The 24836-nt window shown below is 65.3% G+C and carries 25 protein-coding genes and 2 pseudogenes; 11 read left to right on the plus strand and 16 right to left on the minus strand.

The window, feature by feature from the left end; genetic code table 11:
* Both NS365_RS12090 and NS365_RS12095 read left to right on the plus strand, forming a co-directional pair.
* Positions 1-357 (plus strand): annotated as a pseudogene (locus NS365_RS12090) (modification methylase); the annotation flags it as partial.
* 358 nt (positions 358-715) lie between these two features.
* Positions 716-1750 (plus strand): LysR family transcriptional regulator, encoded by a 1035-nt coding sequence (locus NS365_RS12095; RefSeq protein ID WP_058600552.1) that lies wholly within the window; start codon positions 716-718, stop codon positions 1748-1750.
* Here NS365_RS12095 and NS365_RS12100 read toward each other — a convergent pair.
* On the minus strand, positions 1731-1994 hold the full coding sequence (locus NS365_RS12100) for a hypothetical protein (RefSeq protein WP_058600553.1): 264 nt from the start codon (positions 1992-1994) through the stop codon (positions 1731-1733). The genes NS365_RS12095 and NS365_RS12100 overlap by 20 nt on opposite strands.
* The gene (locus tag NS365_RS12105) at positions 1991-2563 is read right to left on the minus strand and encodes a hypothetical protein (RefSeq protein ID WP_244493532.1); all 573 of its coding nucleotides are present in this window, start codon (positions 2561-2563) and stop codon (positions 1991-1993) included. The genes NS365_RS12100 and NS365_RS12105 overlap by 4 nt, the downstream gene beginning before the upstream one ends.
* A gap of 88 nt (positions 2564-2651) precedes the next feature.
* Between NS365_RS12105 and NS365_RS12110 the strand changes: the two genes are divergently transcribed.
* Positions 2652-2864: a hypothetical protein gene (locus tag NS365_RS12110; RefSeq protein ID WP_153003745.1), complete on the plus strand. Its 213-nt coding sequence runs from the start codon at positions 2652-2654 to the stop codon at positions 2862-2864.
* A gap of 18 nt (positions 2865-2882) precedes the next feature.
* Here NS365_RS12110 and NS365_RS12115 read toward each other — a convergent pair whose 3' ends face one another.
* From NS365_RS12115 to NS365_RS12135, 5 genes are all read right to left on the minus strand, one after another.
* Positions 2883-3473 (minus strand): DUF1007 family protein, encoded by a 591-nt coding sequence (locus tag NS365_RS12115; RefSeq protein ID WP_058600555.1) that lies wholly within the window; start codon positions 3471-3473, stop codon positions 2883-2885.
* Entirely contained in the window at positions 3470-4150 is a 681-nt protein-coding gene (locus NS365_RS12120) for a hypothetical protein (protein ID WP_153003746.1), read from the minus strand. Before NS365_RS12120 ends, NS365_RS12115 begins: the two co-directional genes overlap by 4 nt.
* 112 nt (positions 4151-4262) lie before the next feature.
* Complete coding sequence (locus NS365_RS12125; protein ID WP_058600557.1) at positions 4263-4862, minus strand: HupE/UreJ family protein; 600 nt, start codon at positions 4860-4862, stop codon at positions 4263-4265.
* Positions 4863-5699: 837 nt separating this feature from the next.
* Complete coding sequence (locus tag NS365_RS12130; RefSeq protein WP_058600558.1) at positions 5700-7601, minus strand: putative bifunctional diguanylate cyclase/phosphodiesterase; 1902 nt, start codon at positions 7599-7601, stop codon at positions 5700-5702.
* Positions 7598-8317 (minus strand): molybdopterin-dependent oxidoreductase, encoded by a 720-nt coding sequence (locus tag NS365_RS12135; protein ID WP_153003747.1) that lies wholly within the window; start codon positions 8315-8317, stop codon positions 7598-7600. The genes NS365_RS12130 and NS365_RS12135 overlap by 4 nt, the downstream gene beginning before the upstream one ends.
* A gap of 305 nt (positions 8318-8622) precedes the next feature.
* Between NS365_RS12135 and rnhA the strand changes: the two genes are divergently transcribed.
* Together rnhA and NS365_RS23550 are read left to right on the plus strand one after the other, a co-directional pair.
* A complete protein-coding gene (rnhA, locus tag NS365_RS12140; protein ID WP_082684573.1) occupies positions 8623-9222 on the plus strand; it encodes a ribonuclease HI in 600 nt (199 codons plus the stop codon).
* A 371-nt stretch (positions 9223-9593) separates the two neighbouring features.
* Positions 9594-9737: a DUF1127 domain-containing protein gene (locus NS365_RS23550; RefSeq protein WP_082640477.1), complete on the plus strand. Its 144-nt coding sequence runs from the start codon at positions 9594-9596 to the stop codon at positions 9735-9737.
* A gap of 216 nt (positions 9738-9953) precedes the next feature.
* On the opposite strand, the gene NS365_RS24500 is transcribed toward NS365_RS23550, so the two are convergent.
* Both NS365_RS24500 and NS365_RS12145 read right to left on the minus strand, forming a co-directional pair.
* Positions 9954-10106 (minus strand): hypothetical protein, encoded by a 153-nt coding sequence (locus NS365_RS24500; protein WP_193753430.1) that lies wholly within the window; start codon positions 10104-10106, stop codon positions 9954-9956.
* Between the two features lie 412 nt (positions 10107-10518).
* Positions 10519-10986 carry a hypothetical protein gene (locus tag NS365_RS12145; protein WP_153003748.1) on the minus strand — a complete coding sequence of 156 codons (468 nt, stop codon included), beginning with the start codon at positions 10984-10986 and terminating at the stop codon, positions 10519-10521.
* Between the two features lie 81 nt (positions 10987-11067).
* Between NS365_RS12145 and NS365_RS12150 the strand changes: the two genes are divergently transcribed.
* A complete protein-coding gene (locus tag NS365_RS12150) occupies positions 11068-12228 on the plus strand; it encodes a PQQ-dependent sugar dehydrogenase (RefSeq protein ID WP_082684574.1) in 1161 nt (386 codons plus the stop codon).
* A gap of 298 nt (positions 12229-12526) precedes the next feature.
* Here the strand turns inward: NS365_RS12150 and NS365_RS12155 are convergent, their stop codons facing one another.
* On the minus strand, positions 12527-13723 hold the full coding sequence (locus NS365_RS12155; RefSeq protein ID WP_244498437.1) for an alpha/beta hydrolase: 1197 nt from the start codon (positions 13721-13723) through the stop codon (positions 12527-12529).
* 496 nt (positions 13724-14219) lie between these two features.
* Here NS365_RS12155 and NS365_RS12160 point away from each other — a divergent pair, with 496 nt between their 5' ends.
* The 5 genes from NS365_RS12160 (at position 14220) to NS365_RS12180 (ending at position 18061) form a co-directional block, all read left to right on the plus strand.
* Positions 14220-14999, plus strand: coding sequence for a hypothetical protein (locus NS365_RS12160; RefSeq protein WP_058600561.1), 780 nt, complete (start codon positions 14220-14222; stop codon positions 14997-14999).
* The gene (locus tag NS365_RS12165) at positions 14996-15418 is read left to right on the plus strand and encodes a hypothetical protein (protein WP_058600562.1); all 423 of its coding nucleotides are present in this window, start codon (positions 14996-14998) and stop codon (positions 15416-15418) included. The genes NS365_RS12160 and NS365_RS12165 overlap by 4 nt, the downstream gene beginning before the upstream one ends.
* A gap of 89 nt (positions 15419-15507) precedes the next feature.
* Positions 15508-15705 (plus strand): hypothetical protein, encoded by a 198-nt coding sequence (locus NS365_RS12170; protein ID WP_058600563.1) that lies wholly within the window; start codon positions 15508-15510, stop codon positions 15703-15705.
* 149 nt (positions 15706-15854) lie between these two features.
* Positions 15855-16103, plus strand: a complete 249-nt coding sequence (locus tag NS365_RS12175; protein ID WP_058600564.1) for a hypothetical protein — start codon at positions 15855-15857, stop codon at positions 16101-16103.
* 467 nt (positions 16104-16570) lie between these two features.
* Complete coding sequence (locus tag NS365_RS12180) at positions 16571-18061, plus strand: MDR family MFS transporter (RefSeq protein WP_058600565.1); 1491 nt, start codon at positions 16571-16573, stop codon at positions 18059-18061.
* A 198-nt stretch (positions 18062-18259) separates the two neighbouring features.
* Here NS365_RS12180 and NS365_RS23555 read toward each other — a convergent pair.
* The 6 genes and pseudogenes from NS365_RS23555 to NS365_RS12210 form a co-directional block, all read right to left on the minus strand.
* Positions 18260-18951 (minus strand): annotated as a pseudogene (locus NS365_RS23555) (IS5 family transposase); the annotation flags it as partial.
* Between the two features lie 93 nt (positions 18952-19044).
* Positions 19045-20547, minus strand: a complete 1503-nt coding sequence (locus NS365_RS12190; protein WP_058600566.1) for a tripartite tricarboxylate transporter permease — start codon at positions 20545-20547, stop codon at positions 19045-19047.
* Positions 20548-20560: 13 nt separating this feature from the next.
* Entirely contained in the window at positions 20561-21106 is a 546-nt protein-coding gene (locus NS365_RS12195; RefSeq protein ID WP_058600567.1) for a tripartite tricarboxylate transporter TctB family protein, read from the minus strand.
* Between the two features lie 77 nt (positions 21107-21183).
* Entirely contained in the window at positions 21184-22170 is a 987-nt protein-coding gene (locus NS365_RS12200) for a Bug family tripartite tricarboxylate transporter substrate binding protein (protein ID WP_058600568.1), read from the minus strand.
* A gap of 48 nt (positions 22171-22218) precedes the next feature.
* On the minus strand, positions 22219-23931 hold the full coding sequence (locus NS365_RS12205; RefSeq protein WP_058600569.1) for a dihydroxyacetone kinase family protein: 1713 nt from the start codon (positions 23929-23931) through the stop codon (positions 22219-22221).
* Positions 23928-24836, minus strand: a 909-nt coding sequence (locus NS365_RS12210) for a sugar phosphate isomerase/epimerase family protein (RefSeq protein WP_058600574.1), incomplete at its 5' end; no start/stop codon positions are given. The genes NS365_RS12205 and NS365_RS12210, both read right to left, overlap by 4 nt.

Genomic DNA, 24836 nt, shown 5'->3' on the forward strand with positions numbered 1-24836 from the left:
GCGGCCGAGCGCATTCTGGAAGTCGAGCCTCTGTCGGCGGACGCGCTGGCGACCAATGGCGGCAAGCGGGCCGAGCCGCGCGTGCCCTTTGCGACGCTTCTCGACATGGGTCTCGTCCAGCCCGGCACGATGCTGAGCTGCGCGCGGGGGCGTCACCGGGCCTATGTGCAGGCGGACGGGACGATCCGGGCCGAGGGCGCGGAGCCGGCTTCGATCCACAAGATCGGGGCGCGGGTGCAGGGGCTCGACGCCTGCAACGGCTGGACCTTCTGGCACGTTGTGGACGGGGCCAGCCTCAAGCCGATCGACGCGCTACGCCAGATCGTGCGCGACGCCATCGCCAAGGCCGGGCTCTGATCGTCCGAACGTGAGACGTTCGCCTTGGGTACTCAGGCCTGGGGCGCGTTCCTCCAGCATCACCGTTGGTACGAGCACCCTTGCATGACCGAATGTCGCGCCGTCCGTGTGCCGTCTCGGATACGATGTTTCTCTAGGTTGTGGATTGGCGTGCCCTTTATTTCGCCTCCGTTCCAAGTTCTTCAGGAGGCTGTCATGTTCCAACATCCAGAGGTGTGGATCGCGCTCTAGCCAGCGGCGATCGCCGCCGAATGGTTGCACCCGTATCGCATTGACAAGAGACCCTGCGCTCCCTTAGCCAAATCTCAGGTTATGGCTCGCGGGCGCAGCCCGCCCCGTTCGGGAGGCGGATGACATCTTGACCAAGACGGACGCTCTTCCGTTCGACCATACCAGTTCCGTGGTCGATCGCTCGCCGCTCGATGTGGCCGGTCTCCTGTCGCGTCCGATCTGGAAGGAGCTCCGAACCTTTCTGGCGGTGGCCAAGAGTCGCTCCTTCGCGGAAGCGGCGGCGATGCTCCATACGAGCGGGCCGACCGTCAGCCGCGAGGTGAAGCGGTTGGAAGAGCAACTCGGCACGCAGCTCGTGGTCTCCAGCCACTCCGGCATCACGCTGACCGAGGCCGGGCGGGCCCTCGCGCTGCAACTGGCCGACCTCGACTTCCAGCTCCACACCTTGTCTTCGAACCTGAGGCGGGACCGGGCCGATGTCGCCGGCACGGTGGCCATCAGCGTCACATCGGGTCTGTCGGTGGCCTTCGTCGCGCCGGCGGTGCAGCGCCTCAACGCGCGCTTTCCTCATATCGCGGTCGATCTGAAGGACCAGATGTCCTTTGTGGATTTTGGCAAGAACCAGGCCGAGATCATGCTGTCCATGGCGCCGCTTCAGCGCGCCGATGTGACCTCGCAGCAAATCGGGACGCTCCATCTCATCCCCGTGGCGCATCGGCGCTACATCGAGACGCATGGGGTGCCGATGCTGGGCCGCTTGGGGCAGCACCGCTTTCTACAATGCAGCTACTACACCGCGACGGGCGAAATCTGGGATCGCTGGCGCGACCTCGTGGCGAGCGGTCTGCCGGCCCATAGCGCGGCCAATTCGCTCGCCTATTACTCCTTCGCCAAGAGCGGGGCCGGTGTGGCGCTGCTCGGGAACTACGTTCTGATCGACCCGGATTTCGTGCCGGTCGAACTGAACGTCCATGTTCCGATCCCGCTCCATCTCGTCGCGCTGACGGATCGCCTGCGCGCCAAGCCGGTGCGGGCCGTGTTCGACTGGCTGGTGGAGATTTTCGCGGACAATCCGATGTTTGCCGCCGATCTCCTGCTCAAGCCCGCGCACTCGGCCCCCGAGAACGATTTTCGCGCCTTCTTCAATTTGAACCGAAGCTAGAGCGATAGGCGCCTTGGAGGCCGAGCGTGCGGCGGTTCACCTCGTCGGCGATGTCGAGATAGGCATTGCCGATATCTTCCAGAAACGTGCTGAAATCGGGCGGCAGGGTGCTGGGATCGGCTAGGAGCCGTGCCACCATTTCCGTGTGGATGCGAAGGCGGTTGACGATCTCCACCTGCGCCTGCGCGATAGAAATGTCGGCGTCGAACACGCTCAAGGCGTCGTTGCGGGGCAGGGCGCTCATTCGAAATCGCTCGGTCGGTCCCATTCGCCTTCGACGCGCAGGAGAACCTGGCTCGGCGATGTCAGGTTGATCGGCTCGGCATGGGGTGTCAGCGTTCCGACCACCGTCAGGTACGGCTCGTCGTGACCCAGAATATAAGCGGGCTCCTCGTCCAGGATCTGAAAGCCGAACAGCTTGGTCCAGAGCTTGGTGAGGCGCGGTTCGGACTGGGTCGTCACCTGCGTGTAGCCTTTGCGGGCGACATGCTCGAACGTGTCCTGGATGCAGCGCTTGATGATGAAAGGATTGCGCGCCTTTTCGCGGAAGCAGGTCCGCTCGTATTTGGCAAAGCCCGCGAACCAGCGGATGCGCAACGCGCCGATCGGCTCGTCGCCATCGTAAAAGACGAAATGGGTCGCCTGATGATCGTTGCCGTCGAAGATGAATTTCGGGGGGATGCCCAGCTCATGGACGAAGCAGATGCTTCTCAGAATGGTCACATCCCGCATATGGTCGGCTGTGGTGGCGATCACCGTGCGTAGGCTGTTGCTGCCTTGACGCGTGGGCTTGCCGGAAGAGGAAACGGACATGATCTCGTCCCGTTCATTGCGTTAGATCCATGGTGCCAGTGACCAGCGGGCTCGCAGAAGCATCAAGATGTTGACGGGCCTTTCAGATTTGAACGACCCTGGCGATCTGGAACGGCGCTATGTCGAACTGGCGGTGGAGGGCGTCGGCCTGTTCGGCGACGATCCCGCCCGCGTGCGCCGCCATATCGAGGGGCAACTGGCGCAATGGAGCGAGGGCGACCGCTTTCGCCTGCGCCAGCTCCTGGCGCTGAAGGCGGGCCTGCCGCCGTCCGGCAGCGCAGCGTCGCGCACGCTCAGCTGACGCTCGCCACCGAAGCCGTCAGGGGCAAACGATGCTCGCCTCCTTCGGAATCACCAGCCCGTCGAAATAGGCGTCCTCCGGTTTCGTCGTGATCACCGCGCGGCACGCGCCGGGCTCGATACCTTTGAGCACCACGGCCTCATGGGCCGCCAGGCTCGCGCCCACCGCATAGTCCGGGTCCTTGATCTGGAGCGCGAGCTTGTGGCTCTGCGGCGCCACGGGCGCGGCAAGACGCAGGCCGAAGGAAAAGGTGACGATGCCGCCCTGCGCGGCGGCCTTGAAGCCGAAGGGCTCGGGAACGGGCAGCGGCGCGCCGTCGAGGGTCAGGAAGGTGAAATAGTGGATTTCGCCCAGCCGCGCGAAGGTCTCGTTGCCGATCGCCGTGCTCTCGGCCTCGTTGAAGCTGCCGTCGTGATCCTCGTCGTAGTCGGCCAGAAGCTGGGCGCTGAAGGTTTCGTCGAAGGTCCAGCTTTCGCCGATGCCGGTGATCTCGCCGCCTTCGAAATTGAAGAGCAGATGGCACTCCATCAGGATATCGGGATGGGCGAGCGCCGGTGCGGATGCGAGAGCCAGAAGCGCCGCCAGCGGCCAGACCGCGCGCCGCCTCATGGCGCCGACCCCGCGCCGAAGGGGCGGGACATCGGGGCAGAGGACGGAAACAACTCGTCGCCCGCCGCCCCTGCAAAGGGGTTGGCGCGCGGCACGGAGGGCTGCGCGGGCATGGGAGGCAGCAACAGGGGAGCCTCTGTCCGGCGCGGCACGAGCGAGGCCGCTCCATGCAGAAGGCCGATCGCCAGAAGCCAGCTTCCCAGAATGGGCGCGCCGATCGGCGTCCAGCGCGGCGGAAAGGCGCGGACCGTCAGGGCAACGGCTAGAAGCGGCCAGAGCGCGGCGGCAAAGCCGAGCCACGCAATGCGCGGATCATGCAGGGTCGGGTCGGTCAAGCGCATGGCCACCATATGAAGCAGCCCGGCGAGGGCGGCGAGGGGCGGTGCCAGAACCGCCCGAAGCCGGCGCGGCGCAAGCAGAAGGAGCCCGGCCGCCAGCGTCGCCAGCGGCCCGGTCAGGAACAGGTGCTCCGAGGCATGAGGAACGCGCGCCACCAGCGAGAGGTAGAGGCTTTGCGCATTCCAGCCGATGGCGGAGCCGGCACAGAACGCGGCGAGCGACAGGGCAAAGGACGGGCGCGGCGCCAGCGCCAGCGCCGCCCCCAGTCCGACCAGCGGCAGAATCCGCTCGAAGGACAGAACGGACACCAGCATCCAGCGCGTCAGGCTATCGCCCAATCCGGCTCTGCCTAGAAGCAGAAGCGCCACGGCCAAGCCGCCGGCGGCGATCAGCCCCGGACCCGCCCAGCGCAGAGCCCGGCGAAATCGAGCACTAGGTTTTCCCGTGCCCTCAGGCGGCAAGGAAATAGCCGCCGCCCAGCGTGATCATGATCCCGAGCGCGCGGGCGACACGGCCGTGAAACGGGCGCTCCAGAGCAAGGCCGGCTCCGATGCCCAAGAGATGGATCATGCCCGTCGCGAGCACGAAGCCGATCGCATAATCGGCGGGATCGGCGGCATTGGGCAGTTCGGCGCCATGCGCATAGCCATGGCACACGGCAAAGACCGAGATCAGCGCCAGCGCCACCCATTCCGCCGGCTTCCACGAGCAGGCGACGGCCAAGCCCAGCGCCACCAGCGACAGCGCGATGCCGATTTCGATGCCCGGCAGTGCGATGCCCGCAATGCCGACCATGCCGCCCAGAACCATGATGAGCGGGAAGGTTACGGGCAGCGTCCAGACCGAGCGCCCGCCCATCTGCGCGCCCCAAAGGCCGACCGCGAACATGGCGAGGAAATGGTCCGCGCCGGTCAGCGGATGCTCGAAGCCGCTACCGAAACCGCCCGCCTGTCCCTGAAGGATATGAGCTTCGGCCGTGCCGGGCAGAAGCAGCGCGCAGGCAGCCAGAAGAAGTGGGGCGAGGGCGGGGGCGTAGGGGCGAAGACGCATGGGGTCTCACAAGGCAAGGGCGCGGGGGGCTTCGCGCCAGGACAGATCGGATCGTGCGGAGCCTATCACAAAGGCGAGAGGCTTCCGTGATCTCGATTCCGCCCGAACATGGCGGAAACGGGACGAAGCGCGCAAGAGGCCACGAGAACCTGCTGGTCAACGCGCCGAAGGGAAGCGATCTCGCTTCGACGTCTTGCAGCGCCGTGGGTGCTGGCGCCTCACGGCGCGGGCGGACACGGCAGGCCGGTGGATCGGATTTGCCCTTGGCGCAGCCGATCTTGCCGGACCGAGCGCGGAGGCTCGCGTTTTCGACTCAAGGCGAGCGGAAAGAGCGACCCGGTCCGAGCGTATGAGGGCGCTTTGGGGGAGCTTGTTGAACGGGAGACGCAGCCTGTGCTTGCCTCTCGTGCGACTGCGCGTCTCAATGCCAAGCGTGGTTTCCGGCTCGCCTCGAACGCTTGCGCGGCTCCAGTCCACGCCTCGCGGATGCTGGAAGGACTTTCGCCGAGGCATCGTCGCCGCGCCCCGAAAAGGAAAGGTTCTTCGCCGCCGAGCCGACCCCCTCTTCGTCCGACCTGTCGGGCGGATCGGATCGACTGGATTGAGAGGCTGTTTCGGAAGGCCCCGGCGGAGGTTGGCCGAGGGATTGCCGTCAGTCCTGGCGGAGCGAAGCGCGGTCGATGCAAAGGTCGGCATCCGCAAGAATTCGCGACGGTTCGAAGGACGGGCGAGGCCCGTGGCTCGCCCGTTGGCCGCCGAGAAGACCCGGCGAGCCGACCCAGCAAGGTTTGTGCTGGGCACTCGCACGGCGCTTTCCGTGCCTCGTCATCGAGGCGATCAGGCGCTGAGCGGCAGTGCGAACACGTGTTCCGATCCCAGCCTTTGTTCGCTGTCATTGGCCGATAAGGGGCGCGCGAAGAGGTAGCCCTGGCCATACTGGCAGGAAGCGGCCTGGAGAAGCCGGCGCTGGTCCTCCATTTCGATTCCCTCGGCCACGATGTTCAGGCCCAGCTTTTCGGCCAGCGCGCAGACCATGTGAATCACCGTGATGCTTTCGGTGTTCTGCATGGCGTTGCGCACGAAGGAGCGGTCGATCTTCAGCTTGTCGAAGGGAAAACGGCAGAGATAACTCAGCGAAGCGTATCCCGTGCCGAAATCGTCGAGCGAAATGCGGCAACCGTTCTCCCGGAGGGTGTGGAGCGTGCGCACGGCGGTCTCGTCATTCTCGATCAGCGCCGTTTCGGTAATCTCAATTTCCAGCCGCTGGGCGGTGATCCCGTGCGAGCGGATGCAGGAGGAGATGTCCTCGGCCAGGCGCGGGTCCGTCAGCTGCTTGGCCGAGACGTTGACGGCCACGAAGATCGATTCGGGCCAGCGCGCCGCCTGCCGGCAGGCCGCCTCCACCACCCAGCGCCCGATCGCGCCGATCTGGCCGGATTCCTCCGCGATCGAGATGAATTCCAGCGGCGGGATGAGGCCGAGCTCGGGGTGCTGCCAGCGAAGCAGGGCCTCGAAGCCGCGCGTGCGCCCCGTCGCGAGATCGACGATGGGCTGGAACAGGAGAAAGAACTCGTCGCGCGCGATCGCCTCGCCGAGGTCGGCTTGCAGCTTCTGGCGGCGCATCAAGGCGTGCTTCATGTCGGGACGGAACGCGCGGAACCGGCCTCGCCCCTCCGTCTTGGAAATGTAGAGGGCGATGTCGGCATTCTTGTAGAGCTCGTCGCTCGTCTCACCCTCGCCGCCCGAATGGCTGAGACCCATCGTGACGCTGGAATGGATTTCGCGCCCGTCGATCAGGAAGGGGATGCGCATGATCGAGAGAATGCGTTCGCAGGCCGCCGTACTGCGGCGGTCCGCGTCCGGGCCGCTGTAGAGAATGGCGAATTCGTCCCCGCCCATGCGCGCGACGAGGCGCCCGTCCGGCGCGGCCCGCTGCAGGCGGCGGGACAGATCGCTGAGGAGCAAGTCGCCCGCATCATGGCCGAGCGTGTCGTTCAGCGCCTTGAAGTGATCCACGTCGATGACGATCACCGAATGAGCCTGGCCGCGGATCGCGGGCGAGGTGATGACCGACTTGAAATCGAGGCGGTTGGAAAGACCCGTCAGCGCATCGGTGCGCACGGCCTCGTCGAGCTTTCCGTTCTGCCGGAAGACGAGGGTGATCAGGATGGCACCGAAGGCCACGAGCGCCAGGATGATCGAATACAGGATGGCGGAGATCAGCTTCAGTTCCTGCTGGTTCTGCAGGATAACATCCCCGGTTCTGGCATGGGACACGGAGACCAGTCGCATGAGCGAAGGGACGATGGGCGTCAGACGCTGGCCTTGCTGCGCGAGGACGGCGATGTCGCGCGACCCCGCCAAGGTCTCGCCGATTTCGCGAATCTGGCTCTCCAGATTTTCGACCATCGGCAAATAGCCGGCTTCCTTGAGGATGGGGTTGCTTTTCAGAACCTTCAGCCGGTTGTTGAAGATGCCGTAGCGCAGGTTGATCTCGCTGATCTGGTTCGGCTGGGGGCGGCGCTCCAGCGCCAGTTGCAGCCGCAAAAGCTCAACGGCGCCTTGGCTGAAATCGAACGTCCCGTTGTAACGGGACGCCTCCACGATCCGCTCCTGGTATCGCATGGCCAGGGCCGAGCAGACGACGGCCACGAGCGCGAGCGCGCCCGTGATCATCGTCAGCCCGATGCGGACATGGCGATGGCGCAGCGGAAGATGGGATTGAGCCCGCACGCTCATGGATCGACTTCGATACGATCGAGCTGCCAGACGGCACGGCTGTAGTAGGCCTGATGCTTCAGCTCGGGGCGGTCATCGAACGGAAACAGGACGAAGATCGGCCCCTTGTCGCTGATCGGCATGGGCTGGCCCTCATGGCGCGTCGCCAGAACCGCGCCGGCGTCGATCATTTCCTGAATCGGTGCGCTCACGAGATAGTCGTTGAGCGCCGTCATTTGCAGTGTAGTGCCCGTGGCCCCCACCGCGCTCAGGATGTCCTTCAACGGCACGCCCGAGAATTCGCGCACGCCATCATACCAAGGGAGGCCGGTTCGAATGCTCGTCTGAGGCATGGCATCCAACGCCGCGAGACTGAACTCGGTGGTCTTCCCGTTGGCGGAGACCTTCAGGATGGTGTCGTCTTCGGCATGGGCCGGGGCGACGACGCCCGGGGACGGAGCGGTGGCCAAGCATGTCCATGCCATTGCGGCAAGGGCGCAGATGGCGGTGCGGCGTGACAGCATGTCTGGCATCCTCGTTGATGCGTCCTTGAAGTAGATTGAAAATCTGATTTTTTGGTTACAGGCTCCATTGAACCTTTCTTGATCTTTTATTTGGAAGGCAGACTGATCGATGACCTTGGTCAGTACAGATGGGTCGAGGTGTGATCTTGAACCATCGCCGGGCCATGTTTCGAGCTTGAGAACTTGGCCACCCGCCCTATAGGGCTCGGTCATTCTTGGAAAACGCCCGTTTTATCTGGTGCGGGCATGTTCACGCGAAATCGGGACCCCTCAGGCAAGTATCCTCGCGCGATGGTTCGACAGCGAAACCTTGCAAACAGGCAGGTGGGTGCGAACAGGAGGATGGGGAGGATGCCGAGCGCGCTGCCCGACACCCTCAAGGCGGATGCCGCAGGGCCCTCATAGGCCCCGACCAATACAGCCTGATGACAGGCTCCGCCCCAAATCGCCCTCGGCTTTCACGGGACATGATCCAGGTGAGAGCCGTTCCTGCTTGACCGCGCCAGGGCGGCGACGCCATGAAGGCGAAGCGCCCTCCGATCGAGCCCCATGAGGCTGCCTATCGGAGGCGCTTCGGCGAACAGGCCGGTAGCAGGAAGGAAACCGCGCTGACCCATATCGCCCTCTCCGACGCGCGGCGCGCGGTGATTCACACCGATGGGTCCTGCGCGGGCAATCCCGGCCCGGGAGGTTGGGCGGCCGTGATCCGCTTCGCGGGCGCGGAGGCGGAACAGGAGCCGATCGTCCTGACGGGTGGCGTGGCCCATTCCACCAACAACCGCATGGAACTGACGGCGGCCATCGAGGCGCTCAAGGCGCTTCCTTCGGGAGCTGCCACTCTCTTCACCGACAGTCAGTATCTGGTGCGGGGCATGACCGAATGGCTGCGCCCCTGGAAATCCCACGGCTGGAAGAACGCCGCCGGAGCCAAGGTCCGGAACCGCGATCTTTGGAAGGAACTCGACCTGTTGACCACAGGTCGCGACATCGCCTGGGTCTGGATCAAGGGCCACGACGGACATGCCGGAAACGAGGAGGTGGACCGGCTGGCGGGCGAAGCGGCCCGCCGGGCCTTGGCTCTGTCCGCCAAGCCTCCGCGCCGCATCAAGACGCGCTGATGGGAGGATCGCCAGCGCTGCGATCAGCCCGACATCGCAGCTCCGACAGGCGAGGCAGCGTCAGGTTCCGTCGAACGAAGGGAAGCGCCCTTTCGAGAGCGCGTTCGTCGGCAGGGCAATGCACGTCCCGGTGAGGCGGCTGGCCTGATGACCGATCGCGCGATGTTCGCCTTTGTTTCGGAACGGCCTGCGTTCGCTATGCGAAATCTGCATATCAACATCGCACCAGTTCGATAGCGAGAAAGCGCAACCCTCCCTTTCGAGCTTTGCGCTACTGCCCGATCAGCGGGAGGCGTAGGTTCTGCCTATCGGAAGAACACGCACATGCCGGCCACCACCGATGAGAGGCCGGACACGAAAGGCAACACACCATGTCCCTCGCTCGCTCCTTCAGCACCTGGCGCCAGTATCGCAACACGGCCGCCGAACTGAACCGTCTCTCGCAGCGCGAACTCGCCGACCTCGGCATTGCCCGCTCCGACATCCCGGCCATCGCCCGTCAGGCGGTCCGCTAAGAGTTTCCCCCTTTCGCTTCAGCTGGTCCTCCCCCACCTGAAGCGGACCGGCCGAACGGTTCCTCCCACCTTTCGGCTTCTCTCCAACGCCCTTGCCGGTCCTCCCCCGGCAGGGGGCGTTTTCGTCTGTTCCGATGGAAGACACATCGCGCGGTCCTTTCCCCATGCGGTGTCGTGGCCGAAGCTGCCGCCGGAAGTGAGCCGTGCTCGCATAAGTCAAAAACCGCCGTAAGCCTGCAGCAGGCGATAAGCACCCAGCGCCATCGCGAAGGTCGCAAATCCGCCACCCAGCATCATCAGGACCGGGATCGGCGAAAACACGCCATCGCTCCGCTCACTCTTCGCCGTATCGTCGTCACCCTCTGTCATGAGGGGACTACGAGACGGAGGCGGGGGGAGTTCCCAATCGACCCTCAACCAGACGGCTTCACGCGAACATCTCGATCCCAAATCGAGGCGTAGCGCTCTGCATCAACCATTCGGTGAGCTGCAGGGCGGAGAAGGGAGGCACAACCGGAGCGTTCTTCTAAGCGGGATTCGCTGTTCACAGGCCCTATACAGGGGCCGCCAGACATCGACCAGAATGCTGAACGAGGCAGCGGTTTCCGACTGCCATTGTTTCCAAAGCCCGGCGCTCCCATTCCCTCAGGCAGCAAGCAGAGAAGACGAGACTTGGGGCAGGCAAGGCTCGGATAGGCTCATCCCCTAGCCTTCGTGGCCCGAACGTCGTCGAGTTGCAAAAAGGCAGGCACGCCTTGGTGCGATGAGGCGCCAACTGGCATCAGGTTCGCGCAGCGGCATGTTCGGCGTGGCGCTTCGTCAGGAACGCGAACATGGCTCCGCCGATCAGGCCTGTCGATGACAGCGCCAAGAGGCCGTCAAGCGTACGAGCTGCGGCGACGAAGGTGGGCATCGGCGTGAAGAAGCCCATCAGCTCGAATGCCGTCCAGAGGGATGCGGCCCCTGCCAGCATGTGGATCGGGACCCTTGCAGGTGGAAGGACGCGGGACACCAGCCAAGCGGCAAGAAATGCCGGCAGGAAGGCGGCGGCCGTGATGGCCGCCATCACGGGTCCGAAGAAGGCGATGTCCTGTGCCGTCGTGAGCGCCCCTATCCCAGGTGATACGGGTGCCCCGAGGTCGATCAGCCGCGACAGGTTGATCTGGGTCTGGACGATGCTCGCCGGGATCACGCTCGCCAGCACCGCCAGAAAAAACGCGATCACCAAACGGCCGACCATTCGGGTCATCGTTCACCATTCCTTGTGCCGCGGCGCCGCCAGCCGTTCCGCGCCTATGTTGGCCGTCTACATGGAGGCGAGGCGGTAGGAATGAACCCGAACATTGACGTGAACTCAGAAGCCCGCCTTTCTCGCCGTCCGCTCGCGCTTGTTTGCGCTGCTCTGATCTTCGGTTCGATATGGCCCGCATGGGCAGAGCCGCCGCGCGTCGATCCGAGCCTTTACCGCGTCGTCACCGAGATCGAAGGGTTGGAGCGGCCTTGGTCGCTCGCCTTTCTGCCCGACGGGCGCCGCCTCATAACGGAAGCGGTGGGGCGCCTGCGCGTCGTCGGCTCGGACGGCACGCTCGATCCGACGCCGGTGGGCGGCCTGCCACCGATCTACGCCGCGGGCCAGGGCGGGCTGATGGACGTGGCGGTGGACCCGGACTTTCCCGAAACGGGACGGATCTTCCTGACATTCCTGCACGGCGACGCCGAGGCCAACAATGTCAGACTGGTCAGCGCCCGCTTGCAGGACGGCACCCTGCAGGACATGCGCGTCCTGTTCACCGCGACGCCAAAGGCGGGCGCGTCCAATCATGGAAGCCGCATCGCATTCCTGCCTGACGATACGCTGGTGCTTTCGCTGGGCGACGGGTTCGACCGGCGAGAGGACGCACAGAACCGCGCCAACACGTTGGGCAAGGTCGTGCGGCTCAACCGCGATGGATCGATCCCGCCAGACAATCCGCTGGTTCACCGACCCGGCACCGCACCGGAGGTTCTCACGCTGGGGCATCGCAACGTGCAAGGGATCGCGCTGGACCCAACGGACGGCTCGCTTCTCATCACCGAGCACGGACCGCGCGGCGGCGACGAGCTGAACCGGCTGGTTCCGGGAGGCAACTATGGCTGGCCGCTTGCGTCCGGCGGTGTCGACTACAGTTTCGCGCGCGTCACCCCTTTCGCGTCGCTGCCGGGCTTCGAGGCGCCACTCCTGGAATGGACGCCTTCAATCGCCCCCGCCGGACTTGCCGTCTACGAGGGAAGGCTGTTCCCCCAATGGCGCGGTGCTCTTCTCGTGCCGGCCTTGGTCGAGAAGGCCGTGCGCCTCGTGCATCGGCAGGACGGCGGGATCACCGGGCAGGAGCTGCTTCTGGCGGAATTCGGCGAGCGCATGCGCGACGTGAGGGTGGCTCCGGACGGATCGATCCAGGTCCTGACCGATGGGATAGACGGGCGCCTCCTGCGTCTCCTGCCGCCATCGTGACAGAGGTCGCACCGAAGATCGTCGGATCGACATGCGGGCGTTCATTCCATGAAGCGACTCCCATCGTCTTTTTCAGAAAGGGTCGGATGCGCGGAGAACCCGTCCTATGAGCGGGTCGGCAACTCTTTCTGAAGCGGTTGAGGCAGTCAGCAGGAATGATGCTCCGACTGCATTTTCCAAAAAACGTGTTTTCACCCGTCTCGATGGTTGGCGGTTGGTCCGCATCTGGAGCACGATCGCAGCGATCCGCGATCGCATCGCGTTTTTTTCGAGAATGGAAGAGTTTCGAGAAGGCGCGTCACCTCCAGCGGGCGTCGATGAAGCGCGATACCTCCGCCGCCAAGTCTTGGTCCTCGGGTGTGTTCCCTTGGAATCCACCATGCGGCATAGCCTCGAAGACATGCAACTCGGCGTCCACCTTCGCCCGGCGCAACGCCCGGTGCATTCGTACCGCGTTGGACAGGAAAAGATCACGCGTGCCCGATTGGAGGAATGTAGGCGGAAGACCCGAAAGGTTTCCGAACAAGGGCGAGAGGTCGGGGTGGGACAGATCGGCGCCGCCGGCATACAACTCGTTGTTGCGCATCAGCGATCCGGGCAGCACCACATCGACCATCTGATGGACTTGGAAGCTGTCGCCGGACTCGGTCAGATCGACCTGTGGGGAGAGAAGGATCAGCCCTGCGGGCAGAGGCAGGCCTTCATCCTTGGCGCGCAGAAGCATCGCCGCCGCTATGTTGCCGCCCGCTGATCGGCCGCCGACGATGACGCGCGATGCTGCGTGCCGTTCCAGCACATAGCGATACGCCGCGATGGCGTCGTCCACCGCCGCAGGGTACGGATGCTCGGGCGGCATCCTGTAATCGACACCGTAGCAAAGCGCCCCGTGCTGATCTGCCTGCATCCGCGCCTGCGCGCGGCATGCCTCTCCGCCGCCAAACACCAGTGCCCCGCCGTGGAAATCCACATAAGCGCAACCCGGCTTCAGCAGCGTTTCGGGGGTTGCCACGTGAAGAGTGGCGTCACCGGTTCGAACCGTCTGGACGTCTGCCCGCAGCGTGCCGGCGAGCCCTTTCACCACCGCCGCATAGTGTCCATCCGCCGCCGCCTTGATCGTCATCCAGGCGGCATGATCGTCGGTTGGCGGCATCGTATGGAGCGCATTCAGCGGAACCCCATCGTCGTTCACCCCTCGCTCGAGACTGGCGCGGGCCTCCGGGCTGATAGACGAAGGAAAGGGGATCAAACGGGTTTGAACCCATACGCCCTTTTTGTGGTCGCTCATGTCGTTCCCATGCTTGTCGTGCTTGCCGGGTCGCAGGTCGGCCATAGCGGACGTTCGCATTGCCTGCGCATGACGTCTCCCGCGCTCGCTCCCCTTTTTCCAGAACCGAATGGTAACCGGCAAACCGCAGCCCATCCGATGATCCGCGCTAGCTGTTCCATCCCAGGCTTTGATCACCCGCTGGAGGGCGCTCGCCTTGCGACGGGGCATAGTTGAGTCCCGAGCATCCCGCCAGTGGCGACGATCCGTCTCAACGTCTGCCTATGCAGCCGGTGCAAAGACGTCCTTCCTCATCAAGGCCGGCGGCCATAATGCGATGGCGAATAAGCATTTGTTCCTATTTAGAATATTATAGGAAGATAATCCTTTTCAATTTCGCTTTTTGATGGCATCGTCCCTGGTGTGGATGGCGGGATGCGAAAGGAAGCGGGGATGACGAAGCATCTGTCGAAGAAGCGGTCGATCCGCTCCCCGGCGATAATCAGTCTCGTGGACTTGCTGTCTGTACACGGGCGACGACGCCACCATCGGACGTAGGTTGCTTTCCCAGCCAGGCGATTTGGCCACGGATAGAGCAACATCGTCGATGCCAAGACAGTCGTTTCAAAATGAGTTCTTCGACGCGCGACGTCGTCTGGATAGGTCCTGACGGGATCTGAGCTGACGACACGTTCATTCAAAAGGAGATGAGAGCATGACTTGGAGAATGACGGACGGGCAGGATCATGGCGTCGTATCGGGCGCCAGCTCGGCGGCAAATCAGTCGGCAATGGTGTCCGCGCGTTCCGCTGCGGGCGGCCCGAACCGTCCGGTCTATCTTGGTCCTGGCGACTTCGGTGTCCAGCAGGTCAAGTCGATGTACGATCAGACCAATGCGGCGACCTATAACAATGCTCGTGGTATGGGCGTCTACATGGGCACCCAGTCGGCGCCGTCCGACACGTGGGATCCGATCATCTATGTCGAGAAGGTTTCCAGCGCCTCGCAGAATGCCGCGAGCGGCCGCATCTGGGATGCCGGCTGCGCTCATTTCGCGATGAGGAAGGTATCCGGCGACAGCTATACGGCCGTTGTCTCGGCCTATGGCCATCATGACGGCGGCAGCAACGACCTCGTCGGCATGCATTCGCGGGTGACAATCTCGACCAACAGCGCCGGGGGGCGCGGCTGGGCCTACTGGGGCCAGACGAACAATTACAACCAGACCCGCACGCCCTGGCACGTCATGGAATTGAACGGCCTCAACCAAGGCGTCGATCCCGGCTGGGATGGCGGTGCGCAGGCCCTTCGCATCAACATGACCGATACGTCCGCCGCTGGAAATCGCATGTCGACGGGCGTGTCGATCGGCAAGGCCGTGAATGGCGGCGACAACGGCTTCTATACCGGCCTGAACTTCGAGGCCGGTGCCATGTCGGCCAGACGGCCGCCGCGACGGATGGTGAAGCTATCCGCATCCAGAGTTCGGACCTGCAGGATCGTTTGATCGGCGGCATCCGGCTGCGCAACGCGCCAGGCGCCTACGTGAACAACCGTTTCAAATACGGCTTGAAGGTGGACGAAGCGGCCTTCGAGGCGGATGCGGTCCTGTTCATGGGCTATGGACAGCGGCTCCAGTGGGGCGGTTACAACAATCCCCGCGCCGTGCAGGGCGTCAATGACGGCATCCAGATCGGTGTTTCGGGCAATGGCGTTCCGCTCCTGCTGTTCACGCAGGGCAGCGGCGCCTCGCAGGATGCCGTTCGCGTCAATGGCCAGCGTGTCTTGAGCCAGCGTCAGAACAACGTGCCCAAGATCAACGCCGGGTCGACCAACAACGACACGAAGAACAACGTCATCAACGCGATCATCACGGTTCTTCGCGCCCATGGCCTGATCGATCCGTCCGAGGCTTGGACGAACTAAGCGCGCGTTCTCCCGACGCGCGAACCCTGGGGCACATCGCAGGATGTGCCCCTCCCCAAATTGGTCAAATCCAGAGGATAGGAAAGCTCATGCTGAACAAGGATGCGGCCGTCGCAGCCCAGAAGTTTCTGGAGCGCGTCAATCTCGCAGGTGCTGAAGTTCCCGCCTATTGCGCCGTGATGAACGGTCTTCAACAGATCATCGACGCCGACGGCCCCCGCGTGACCACGATCTCGGACGCGGGCGAGACGCTCGAAACGTCGGAACTGGCCTCGTCTCGTGTCTGACACGGTGCGAGAGGGGGAGGGCGGGGCCGCCACGAACGGCCCCGTTTCTTCCGCCAAAGGCAGCCTGGGGAACACGCGCGCCGAAAACGGAAGGGAACGCTTTGGCGCTCCCGCCTCTTGGTCTTTCAAGGAAATGTCAGGAGCCGATCATGTCCGATACGAGAAAGAGTAACGATAGGCGCGAAGACACCGACAAGCGCGAGGAAGCGGCGATCGCCAACGAGTTCGAAGGGCTCGACAATGATCTCGTCAATGTCGGCAAGTTCACCGACCCCGAGGCCGATCCGGGCAGACCGGACACCCAGCAGGACCATGCCGAGAGGCCGAACGCGCCGAAGCCCTCGGATGTGGGGCAAGGCCCCGCGAGCGATAGTCTCGACACGATCCGCCGGCCGTGACACCGATGTTTCGAGGCACCCCTTGAAGGGGAGAGGTGTCTTAACCATCTTAGGATCAACGGCGCGTCCCGAAAGGTCGATGCGTTGTGAGGCCCCGTAGATCGTCCGACCACGGATGTACTGGCGAGGTGAAATGCAGGGCCGTTCTCCCCCGTGGAGACGCTGGAGCCGTTGGGTGAAATCCCCAGCGGCTTTTTCGTGTGCGCTGTTGGCTGAGCGCCGAGCGGCTCCATGAGCGGGATACGAGTGTTCCGTCTGCCAGGCGTGCCCCGCGCGAACGCACGGACGAGGGCCTGCAATCCGGCGCCTCGCTCGCGGCGAAAATCGTGCCCGCGAGGATTGTGAGCGAAAAGGGGCTGGTCAGGGACGGTGCGAAGCCGTATGTCCGGCTTGCGATTTCCTTCGAAGGTGTCACGCCGTCTGGCGGCCCGGCTCATCGCCGCCCGTGAAGCGTTCGTCTCGATCCCATGTCGGTTTCCTCATCCAGCGTCGAGCGTCTCGACGCCGCGCCTGCCCGGCGCAATTTCCGCACCATCGCCCTGATCGTCGCCAGCGCCATGTTCATGGAGCAGCTCGACGCCACGATCCTCGCGACGGCTCTGCCCACGATGGCGCGCGATTTCGGCGTCGATGCGCCCTCCATGAGCATCGCGCTCACCTCCTATCTCATCAGCCTCGCGGTGTTCATTCCCGTAAGCGGCGTGGTGGCCGATCGCTGGGGCTCGCGCACCGTGTTTCGCGCCGCCATCGGCGTCTTCGTGCTCGGCTCTGTCCTGTGCGCGCAGGCGCCCTCGCTGACATTCCTCGTCTTCGCCCGGCTGCTGCAAGGGCTCGGCGGGGCCATGATGATGCCGGTCGGGCGGCTCGTGCTTCTGCGCTCGGTGGAGCGGCGCGATCTCGTCTCGGCCATGTCCTGGCTGCTCGTGCCCGCCCTGATCGGCCCCATTCTCGGGCCGCCCGTCGGTGGCCTTATCGTGACCTATGCCGACTGGCGCTGGATCTTCTACATCAACCTGCCGATCGGGTTTCTCGGCATGGTTCTCGTCAGCCTCTTCATCGAGGAGACCAAAGGCGAGCGCACCGGGCCGTTCGACGCGCTCGGCATGGTCCTGTCCGGCATTTCGCTGGGCTCGCTCCTGTTCGGCTTCGAGAGCGCCAGCCGCGCCGACGAGGGCTGGATGGCCGCCTCGCTGATCGCCGTCGGCGTCGTTGCCGGTGTGCTCTATCTGCGCCATTCCAAGACCCATCCCGCACCGCTTCTCGATCCGCGTCTGATGCGCGTCCCGTCCTTCGGCACCTCGGTCATCGCCGGGTCGCTGACGCGCATCACGCAAGGGGCGCATCCCTTCCTCCTGCCTTTGATGATGCAGCTCGGCTTCGGCCTGTCGGCGGCGACGAGCGGCCTCGTCACGATTGCGACCGCCATCGGCTCGCTGATGATGAAGGCCGTCGCGCCGAAGATCCTGCGCCGCTTCGGCTTTCGCACGGCGCTGGCGGCCAATGGCATCGTCGCGGCGCTCCTCTACGGCACCTGCGCCTTTTTCCGGCCCGACTGGCCGCTGCCGATGATCTTCGGCGTGCTGGTCTGCTGCGGCTTCTCCATGTCCTTCCAGTTCACCGCCTACAACACCGTGGCCTATGACCGGATCTCGCCTGCGCAGATGAGCTCGGCGACAAGCTTCTACACGACCTTTCAGCAACTCATGCTCTCGCTCGGCATCTGCGTGGCGGCGCTGGCGCTGCATGGCTCGATGGGCCTGCGCCAGCACGAGACGCCCGAACTCTCCGACTTCTCGGCGGCTTTCGCCGTGGTGGTGGTGATCTCGCTGGCGGCGACGATCTGGAACCTGCGCTTTGCGGCCGATGCCGGGCGCGAGATCAGCGGCCACGGGCGCGTGGCGGAAACCGTCAAGCGCCCCGCCGCCGAGGCCACCGACGCGCTCGAACATTCGCGCTGAAAAAAGCCGGGCCTGTCGCGTCGGCCCGGCCATGGCTCCGGCCAGGCCGCGCGGCTCCACATGAGGGCGATGTGCGCGGCATAGGGCAGAACCAGAAGACCCGAAAGCTCCCATGACAACAGGGGCAAGGTCTGGCGCAGACTAAGCGCCAGCAACAAAGCAAAGCGTCTCGCACAACAGCCAAGTTAGGCTCAGGACTCATAGCTTAGAACCGGAAGAGTAGGGGGCAGCCAGCGCGATGACTGAGAAGAAGACGGTCGGACAGCGATCGTAGCGGGTTGCAACGCGCCGCCAGTCCTTCAGTCTCCCGAATATGCTCTCGATGCGGTTGCGTCTGATGTAGCGGCGTTTGTCATAGCCCACCGGCGCGTTGCGCGACGTGCGCCCTTGAGTACAGGGCTTGATGCCCTTCGACGCCAGAGCGTCCGGGAACCAGTCAGCATCATAGCCGCGATCACCCAGCAGCCATTGCCTCCGGCAGATCGTCAAGCAAGGCTGCCGGGCCGGTATCGTCGCTGACGGGGCCAGCGGTCAAGAAGGAGCTGAGCGGGCGACCGTTCGCATCGGCGACAGCATGGAGCTTGATGTTCATGCCGCCTTTTGTCCGACCGATCAGGTGACCGAGACCTCTTTTTTGAGCGCAAGGCTCGACGCCGCACGATGGGCCTTCAGGTCGGTGCGTCGATCATGATGGTCCTGGGATCGGCGCCGACTGCGGCCAGACCTTCCATCATTCGGACGAAGACACCTGCTTCGCCCCAACGCTTCCAAAGGTTGTGGAGCGTCTTTGCGGGCTCATAGTCCTTGGGCGTGTCACGCCAGCGCAGACCGTTGCGGTTGGGGAAGATGATGCCGCCGGGAACCCGCTGGTCGTCGACCCGTGGCCTGCCGCAGAGTGTCCTGTCAGGTTGCGACCCAATACTATGGAAAGGGGCGCGGGATCATTTCCCGCGCCCCTTGCACATGACAGTCGCCGTGCCGCCTCACGCGGCCTGTGCCGGCCTGACAAGCTGCATCGCCTTTGAGATCAGCGGCCAGGCCAGAAGCAGGAGGGCCAGCGCCATCAGCGTGCCGACGAGCCCGTTGGACCAGAAGATCGACAGCGACCCGCCGGAATAGAGCATCGACTGGCGGAACGCGTCCTCGGCCTTGTCGCCCAGCACCATGGCGAGCACCAGCGGCGCGATCGGGTAGTCCAGCCGCTTGAAGACATAGCCCACGATGCCGAAGGCGACCGCCATCATCACGTCGAACTCGGCGTTCGCCACCGTATAGGCGCCGATCAGGCAGACCACGATGATGATCGGGCCGATGATGCCGAAGGGAATGCGCAGGATCGAAGCGAAGAGCGGCACGGTGGCAAGCACGAGCACCACGGCGATCACGTTGGAGAGATACATCGAGGCGATGAGGCCCCAGACGAAATCGGGCTGCTCGACGAAGAGAAGCGGTCCGGGCTGGAGGCCCCAGATCATCAGGCCGCCCATCATCACCGCCGCCGTCGCCGAGCCCGGCACGCCGAGCGCGAGCATGGGCAAGAGCGCCGAGGTGCCGGCCGAATGGTCGGCGACCTCGGGCGCGATGATGCCTTCGGGTTCGCCCTTGCCGAAGTTCTTGCCGTATTTTCCGAAGCGGCGGCCGAGGCCGTAGCTCATGAAGGAGGCCGCTGTCGGCCCGCCCGGCGTGATGCCCATCCAGACGCCGACGAGCGCCGAGCGGACGAAGGTCACCCAATAATGCGGCAGGCGGGCGAGCGCCTTGAAGATCTCGCGCACCTCGATCTTCGAGGAGACGCCCTTGAACTTCAGTTCCTCCTGGACCGTCAGCAACAGCTCGCCGATGCCGAAGAGGCCGATCACGGCGACGAGGAAGGAGATGCCGCGCAGGAGGTCCGGCCAGCCGAAGGTGAGGCGCAACTCGCCCGACACCGTGTCCATGCCGACCGTGGCGAAGGCGAGGCCCGCGAGCAGCGACACCGCCGCCTTCGTCGGATCGCCGCCGCCGAGCCCGATGAAGGAGCAGAAGGCGAGAAGGTAGATCGCGAAGAATTCGGGGCTGGAGAATTGGAGCGCGAACTGCGCGATCCAGCCGGCGAGAAGCGTGATGACGACGACGCCCGTCAGCGCGCCGATGCCCGCCGAGAAGAAGGCCGTCGAGAGCGCCTCGGTCGCGCGGCCCTGCTTGGCCATCGGATAGCCGTCGAAGGTGGTCGCGACCGACGAGGGCTCGCCGGGAATGTTGAAGAGGATCGACGTCGTCGAGCCGCCGAACAGCGCGCCCCAGTACATCGACGAGAGGAGGATGATCGCCGAGACCGGCTCCATCGTGAAGGTGAGCGGCAGGAGCAGCGTCACGCCGTTCGGCGCGCCGAGGCCCGGCAGCACTCCGACCAGAATCCCGAGCAGCACGCCCATGACGATGAGGGCGACATGGTAGAAGGAGAAGGCGACGGAGAAGCCGTGCAGGAGATTGGCGATATCGGCCATGGCGAGCGCCTCCTCAGTAGATGCCGAGCAAGGGCATGACGACGCCCTTGGCCAGCGGCACCTGGAACCAGAATTCGAACGTGACGAAGAACACGGCCATGGTGGCGACCGAGATCAGCGTGGCCTTCGCGACGCCGACCTTGCCGAGCGTCATCATGGAGAAGACGAGGAAGAGCGCCCCGGAGAGATAGACGCCGAGCCAGGGGATCAGCGCGGCCGAGACGGCCGTCGGCACGAAAACCGAGGCGATGCGCCCGAGCGCACCGTCCTCCAGAAACCGCTCGTCGAGGCCCGTGGGCTCGTGCAGCGCGGCGGCTGCACCGGCTGCCTGGGCTTCCAGATTGGCGGGCGCGCGGCGGCGGCCCGTCAGGCCGTATTTGACGGCGATGACGAGGCCGAGGATGGCGAGGATCACGCCGATGCGGAACGGGAAATAGCCGGCCGACGGGCCGAAATCCGTCCAGCCGATGCCGTTCTCCAGGCTGCCATAGGCCGTGACGAGCCCGAGAAGCACCGCCGACAGGCCGGTCCCCACTTCGATATGACGGCGTGTGACCATCGCGCGTCCTCCCTTGCGATGTCCGCTTCAAAAGTCGGGGCGGCCGATCGCGGCCGCCCCGGTTGTCGATCGGTCGCTCAGTTGACGAGCCAGCCGTCCGCCTCGAACTGCTTGCGCGAGCGCTCGACATCGGTGGCGATGTAGGACTTGAACTCGTCGCCGGTCATGAAGCGGGCGGTCTGCGAGGTATTCTTGAGATAGGCCTTGAACTCCGGCGTGTCGGAGACCTTCTTCAGGAGATCGGTGTACCAGGCGACCGCCTCGGCCGGCACGCCGGCGGGCGCGAAGACCGTGCGCGGCATCTGGTAGGCCTCCACCTGCAGGCCCTGCTCGCGGCAGGTCGGGATGTCGTTCCATGACATCGTGTCCGTCACCTTGGTCGTGTCGGCCATGCGTTGGTCCGACATCACGCAAAGCGGCTTCGCCTGACCCGCGCGCCACTGGCCGACATTCTCGGCAGGGTTGTTGGTGTTGCCGTCGATGTGGTTGCCCGCGAGCTGCACGGCGGCTTCCGAGCCCGACTTGAAGGGGATGTAGAGGAACTTCGCACCCGTTGCGGCCTCGATGCGGCGCACCAGCGTCTGATCGACGTCCTTGGACTGCGAGCCGCCGAAGCGGATCTTGCCGGGCGTCGCCTTGCCGGCCTCAACGAGATCGGTGATCGTGTTGTACGGGCTGTTCGCCTGCACCCAGACCACGAACTCGTCGACCGCCAAGGTCGCGATCGGCGTAAGGTCCTCGGACTTGTAGCCAAGTCGCGTGACGAGCGGCAGCTGCCACTCGTTGGACGTGCCGAGAATGAGCTTGTGCTCGTCGCCTTTCGAGCCCGCGCCGTAGATGAAGGCTTCGGCGCCCGAGCCGCCGCCCTTGTTGGAGACGACGACGTTCGTCGGCGACAGGTTCTCCTTGGCGATCGCCGCCTGGATCTGGCGCGCGAACTGGTCGGTGCCGCCGCCGGCCCCGCCCGCCGCGATGAACTCGACGGGCTTGGTCGGCGCCCACTGCGCCATGGCGGGCGCGGCAAGGGCGAGGGTGACGAGTGCGGTGGTCGCGAAAAGCTTCATGGATCATGCCTCCCAGACGGATCGTTGAAGTGAAGAAGGGAAGGCCGGCTATCCGGCCTTGAGAACGTCGCCCACTGTGCGGGCGCAGAGCGCGAGCGAGACCGCGCCGGCATCGGGATGCCCGATGCTTTTGGCCGCCAGCGGCCGGGCGCGCCCGAGCCGAGGCGTGAGCTTGGCGGTCTCCTCGGCGGCGCGCGTGGCGGCCTCGGCGGCTTTGTCCCAGGCGTCGCGCAGCCCGGCACCGCGCGTCACCTCGGCCTCCAGCGCATCGACGAAGGGCACGAGCGCATCCACCAGCGTCTTGTCGCCGGGCTTGGCCCGCCCGAGCGTCATCACCGCCTCGCGGGCCGCGATCATGCCGCGCGATGCGGCAGCCGCATCGACACCCGCCTCGTCGCCCAGCGCCGTGCCGAAGCCGCGCAGGAGAAGGCCCCAGATCGCCCCGGACGTGCCGCCCGCCGTGTCGGCCCAGCGGTCGCCGGCATGGGCGAGGAGCGAGCCCGCCCCAGCTCCGGCGGCGAGCGCCTTGCGCGCGCCCTCAGCGGCGGCAAACGAGCCGCGTCGCATACCCTGCCCATGGTCACCGTCGCCGGCCACGGCATCGATGCGGCCGAGTTCCTCCTCGGCGTCGGCCAGCACGGCGGCCAGCCGCTCGACGATCGCACAGGCGCGGCGAGCGCTTTCGCGCGAGGCGTCCGAAGCGGGCGGAAAGCGCGGCGCCTCCTCGTCCCGCTCGACCGGCTTCCCGGCCACGGCGCGCGGTTCGACATGGCCGCGCCGGAAGGCCGCGCCATGAGCCGGGGCGAGCCATAGCGGCTCCAATTCCTCATCGAGCCAGGTGATCGTCAGCGAGCAGCCGGCCATGTCGAGCGAGGTGACGAATTCGCCGACCTCGGGCTGCACGAGCGTCAGGCCCGCGCCGCGCAGGCGACGAGCGACATGCGTCCAGAGAACGAACAGCTCCTCGTATTTCGTCGCGCCGAGCCCGTTGAGGAGCACGGCCGCCCGCCCGCTCGCGCCTTCGGGCCGCTCGGCGAGCAGCGGCTCGACCAAGAGGTTGGCCAGATCCTTGGCCGGCATCGCCGTCTCGTCGCGGATGCCCGGCTCGCCATGGATGCCGAGGCCGACCGCGACCATGCCCTTCTCCACTGTGAAGAGGGGAGCGCTCGCGCCCGGCAGCGTGCAGCCGGAAAAGGCGATGCCGAAGGACTGGGTCCGTGCGTTGGCGAGTTGTGCCAGCCGCTCCACCTCGTCCAGCGAGAGGCCGGCTTCCGCCGCCGCGCCCGCAATCTTGAACACGGGCACGTCGCCCGCGACGCCCCGGCGCAGAGCCGGCGTCTCCCTCGGGGCGCTCGCCACATCGTCGGTGACGGCGATGACGCGCACGTCGATGCCTTCGTCACGCAGGCGGGTCGCCGCCGCGCCGAAATTGAGAACGTCGCCGGCATAATTGCCGAAGCCGAGCACGATGCCGCCGCCGCGATGGGCTTGCCGACAGATGCGGGCGACCGATTCCGTCGAGGGCGAGGCGAAGACGTCGCCTGCCACCGTCGCGTCCGCCAGCCCGACGCCGACATAGCCGCCGAAGGCAGGATAATGGCCCGAGCCGCCGCCGATCACGAGGGCGACCTTGCCTTGCGGCGTCTCGGTCGCCCGCACCGCGCCGCCCCGCACGGGATGCACCAGATGAGAATGGATGTCGCAGAAGCCTTCGAGGGCGCTCGAAGCAAAGCGTTCGGGTTCGTCGTGGATCAGGGTCATGCCGTGGTTTCCGGTCGCGGAAGGATGCGGCGAAGATAATCGCGATTGGTGGCGCTGATCGACAGGCCGTCGCCGCCGTAGTGCTCGACCAGGAAGGGCGAGCGGAAGCCGTGCGCCAGAGCCATGCGGATGGCGGTGCGGTAGTTGATCGTGCCGAATTCGAGCGGTGCCGGCGCGGTCATGACCGCGCCCGTCGTCTCGTCCTCGATGCGCGTGTAGTTCTTGACGTGCCAGAAGCCGGCGAAGGGCGCGATCTTCTCCATCATCGCCTGCCAGTGCTCGACCGGGCGATGGAGGCGGATGAGGTTGCCGATATCGGCATTGATCTTCACGTTCGGCAGATCGACGTCGGTCACCAAGCGCACCGCGCCGTCGGCGGTGCCGATCAGCGTGTCCTCGTACATTTCCAGCGAGATTTCGAGCCCGAGGTCGCTCGCGTGCTGGCCGAGATCGCGCAGACGCGAGACCGCCAGCGCCCAGGTGTCCGGGTCGGTCGGGTTGCGCTCGCCCTGTACGGTCCAGAACCAGAGCGCCTTTTTCTGCGCGTCGTTGAGCGGACCGAAGAACCCGAAGGAGACGGCGCTCGCCCCGACCTTGGCCGCCGTGTCGAGGACGCGGTGCCCATAGGCGACATGCGCCTCGCCCACAGCCGGGTCGATCAGGTTCTTGCGCGCGGTCGAGATCGCGGGGATCGTCAGCCCGTGCGAGGCGGCGACGCCCATGAACTCGTCGAGACGCGAGGGTTCCAGGTCGGCGATGCGCAGCCAGCCGTCCGTCGGGTCGAGTTCGGTGAAGCCGGCATCCGCGATGTCGGCCAACGTCGCGGACCATTCCTCCGCGCTCTGGTTCTGCGTCGACCGGCCATCCGGCAAGGTGCCGGGATACTGGATCATCGCGGCCGCGAT

This window comes from Aureimonas ureilytica, from assembly GCF_001475935.1.
GTDB classification, from domain to species: domain Bacteria; phylum Pseudomonadota; class Alphaproteobacteria; order Rhizobiales; family Rhizobiaceae; genus Aureimonas; species Aureimonas ureilytica_A.

Bases quoted from the DNA above. Each gene is read 5' to 3' on its own strand.
- NS365_RS12125 (WP_058600557.1), bottom strand. From the start codon at position 4,862: ATGCGTCTTCGCCCCTACGCCCCCGCCCTCGCCCCACTTCTTCTGGCT.
- NS365_RS12130 (WP_058600558.1), bottom strand. From the start codon at position 7,601: ATGAGCGTGCGGGCTCAATCCCATCTTCCGCTGCGCCATCGCCATGTC.
- NS365_RS12180 (WP_058600565.1), top strand. From the start codon at position 16,571: ATGTCGGTTTCCTCATCCAGCGTCGAGCGTCTCGACGCCGCGCCTGCC.
- NS365_RS12170 (WP_058600563.1), top strand. From the start codon at position 15,508: ATGCTGAACAAGGATGCGGCCGTCGCAGCCCAGAAGTTTCTGGAGCGC.
- NS365_RS12195 (WP_058600567.1), bottom strand. From the start codon at position 21,106: ATGGTCACACGCCGTCATATCGAAGTGGGGACCGGCCTGTCGGCGGTG.
- NS365_RS12175 (WP_058600564.1), top strand. From the start codon at position 15,855: ATGTCCGATACGAGAAAGAGTAACGATAGGCGCGAAGACACCGACAAG.
- NS365_RS12160 (WP_058600561.1), top strand. From the start codon at position 14,220: ATGACGGACGGGCAGGATCATGGCGTCGTATCGGGCGCCAGCTCGGCG.
- NS365_RS12155 (WP_244498437.1), bottom strand. From the start codon at position 13,723: ATGCCCCGTCGCAAGGCGAGCGCCCTCCAGCGGGTGATCAAAGCCTGG.
- NS365_RS23550 (WP_082640477.1), top strand. From the start codon at position 9,594: ATGTCCCTCGCTCGCTCCTTCAGCACCTGGCGCCAGTATCGCAACACG.
- rnhA (WP_082684573.1), top strand. From the start codon at position 8,623: ATGAAGGCGAAGCGCCCTCCGATCGAGCCCCATGAGGCTGCCTATCGG.
- NS365_RS12100 (WP_058600553.1), bottom strand. From the start codon at position 1,994: ATGAGCGCCCTGCCCCGCAACGACGCCTTGAGCGTGTTCGACGCCGAC.
- NS365_RS12135 (WP_153003747.1), bottom strand. From the start codon at position 8,317: ATGACCGAGCCCTATAGGGCGGGTGGCCAAGTTCTCAAGCTCGAAACA.
- NS365_RS12105 (WP_244493532.1), bottom strand. From the start codon at position 2,563: ATGTCCGTTTCCTCTTCCGGCAAGCCCACGCGTCAAGGCAGCAACAGC.
- NS365_RS12145 (WP_153003748.1), bottom strand. From the start codon at position 10,986: ATGACCCGAATGGTCGGCCGTTTGGTGATCGCGTTTTTTCTGGCGGTG.
- NS365_RS24500 (WP_193753430.1), bottom strand. From the start codon at position 10,106: ATGACAGAGGGTGACGACGATACGGCGAAGAGTGAGCGGAGCGATGGC.
- NS365_RS12150 (WP_082684574.1), top strand. From the start codon at position 11,068: ATGAACCCGAACATTGACGTGAACTCAGAAGCCCGCCTTTCTCGCCGT.
- NS365_RS12200 (WP_058600568.1), bottom strand. From the start codon at position 22,170: ATGAAGCTTTTCGCGACCACCGCACTCGTCACCCTCGCCCTTGCCGCG.
- NS365_RS12115 (WP_058600555.1), bottom strand. From the start codon at position 3,473: ATGAGGCGGCGCGCGGTCTGGCCGCTGGCGGCGCTTCTGGCTCTCGCA.
- NS365_RS12190 (WP_058600566.1), bottom strand. From the start codon at position 20,547: ATGGCCGATATCGCCAATCTCCTGCACGGCTTCTCCGTCGCCTTCTCC.
- NS365_RS12205 (WP_058600569.1), bottom strand. From the start codon at position 23,931: ATGACCCTGATCCACGACGAACCCGAACGCTTTGCTTCGAGCGCCCTC.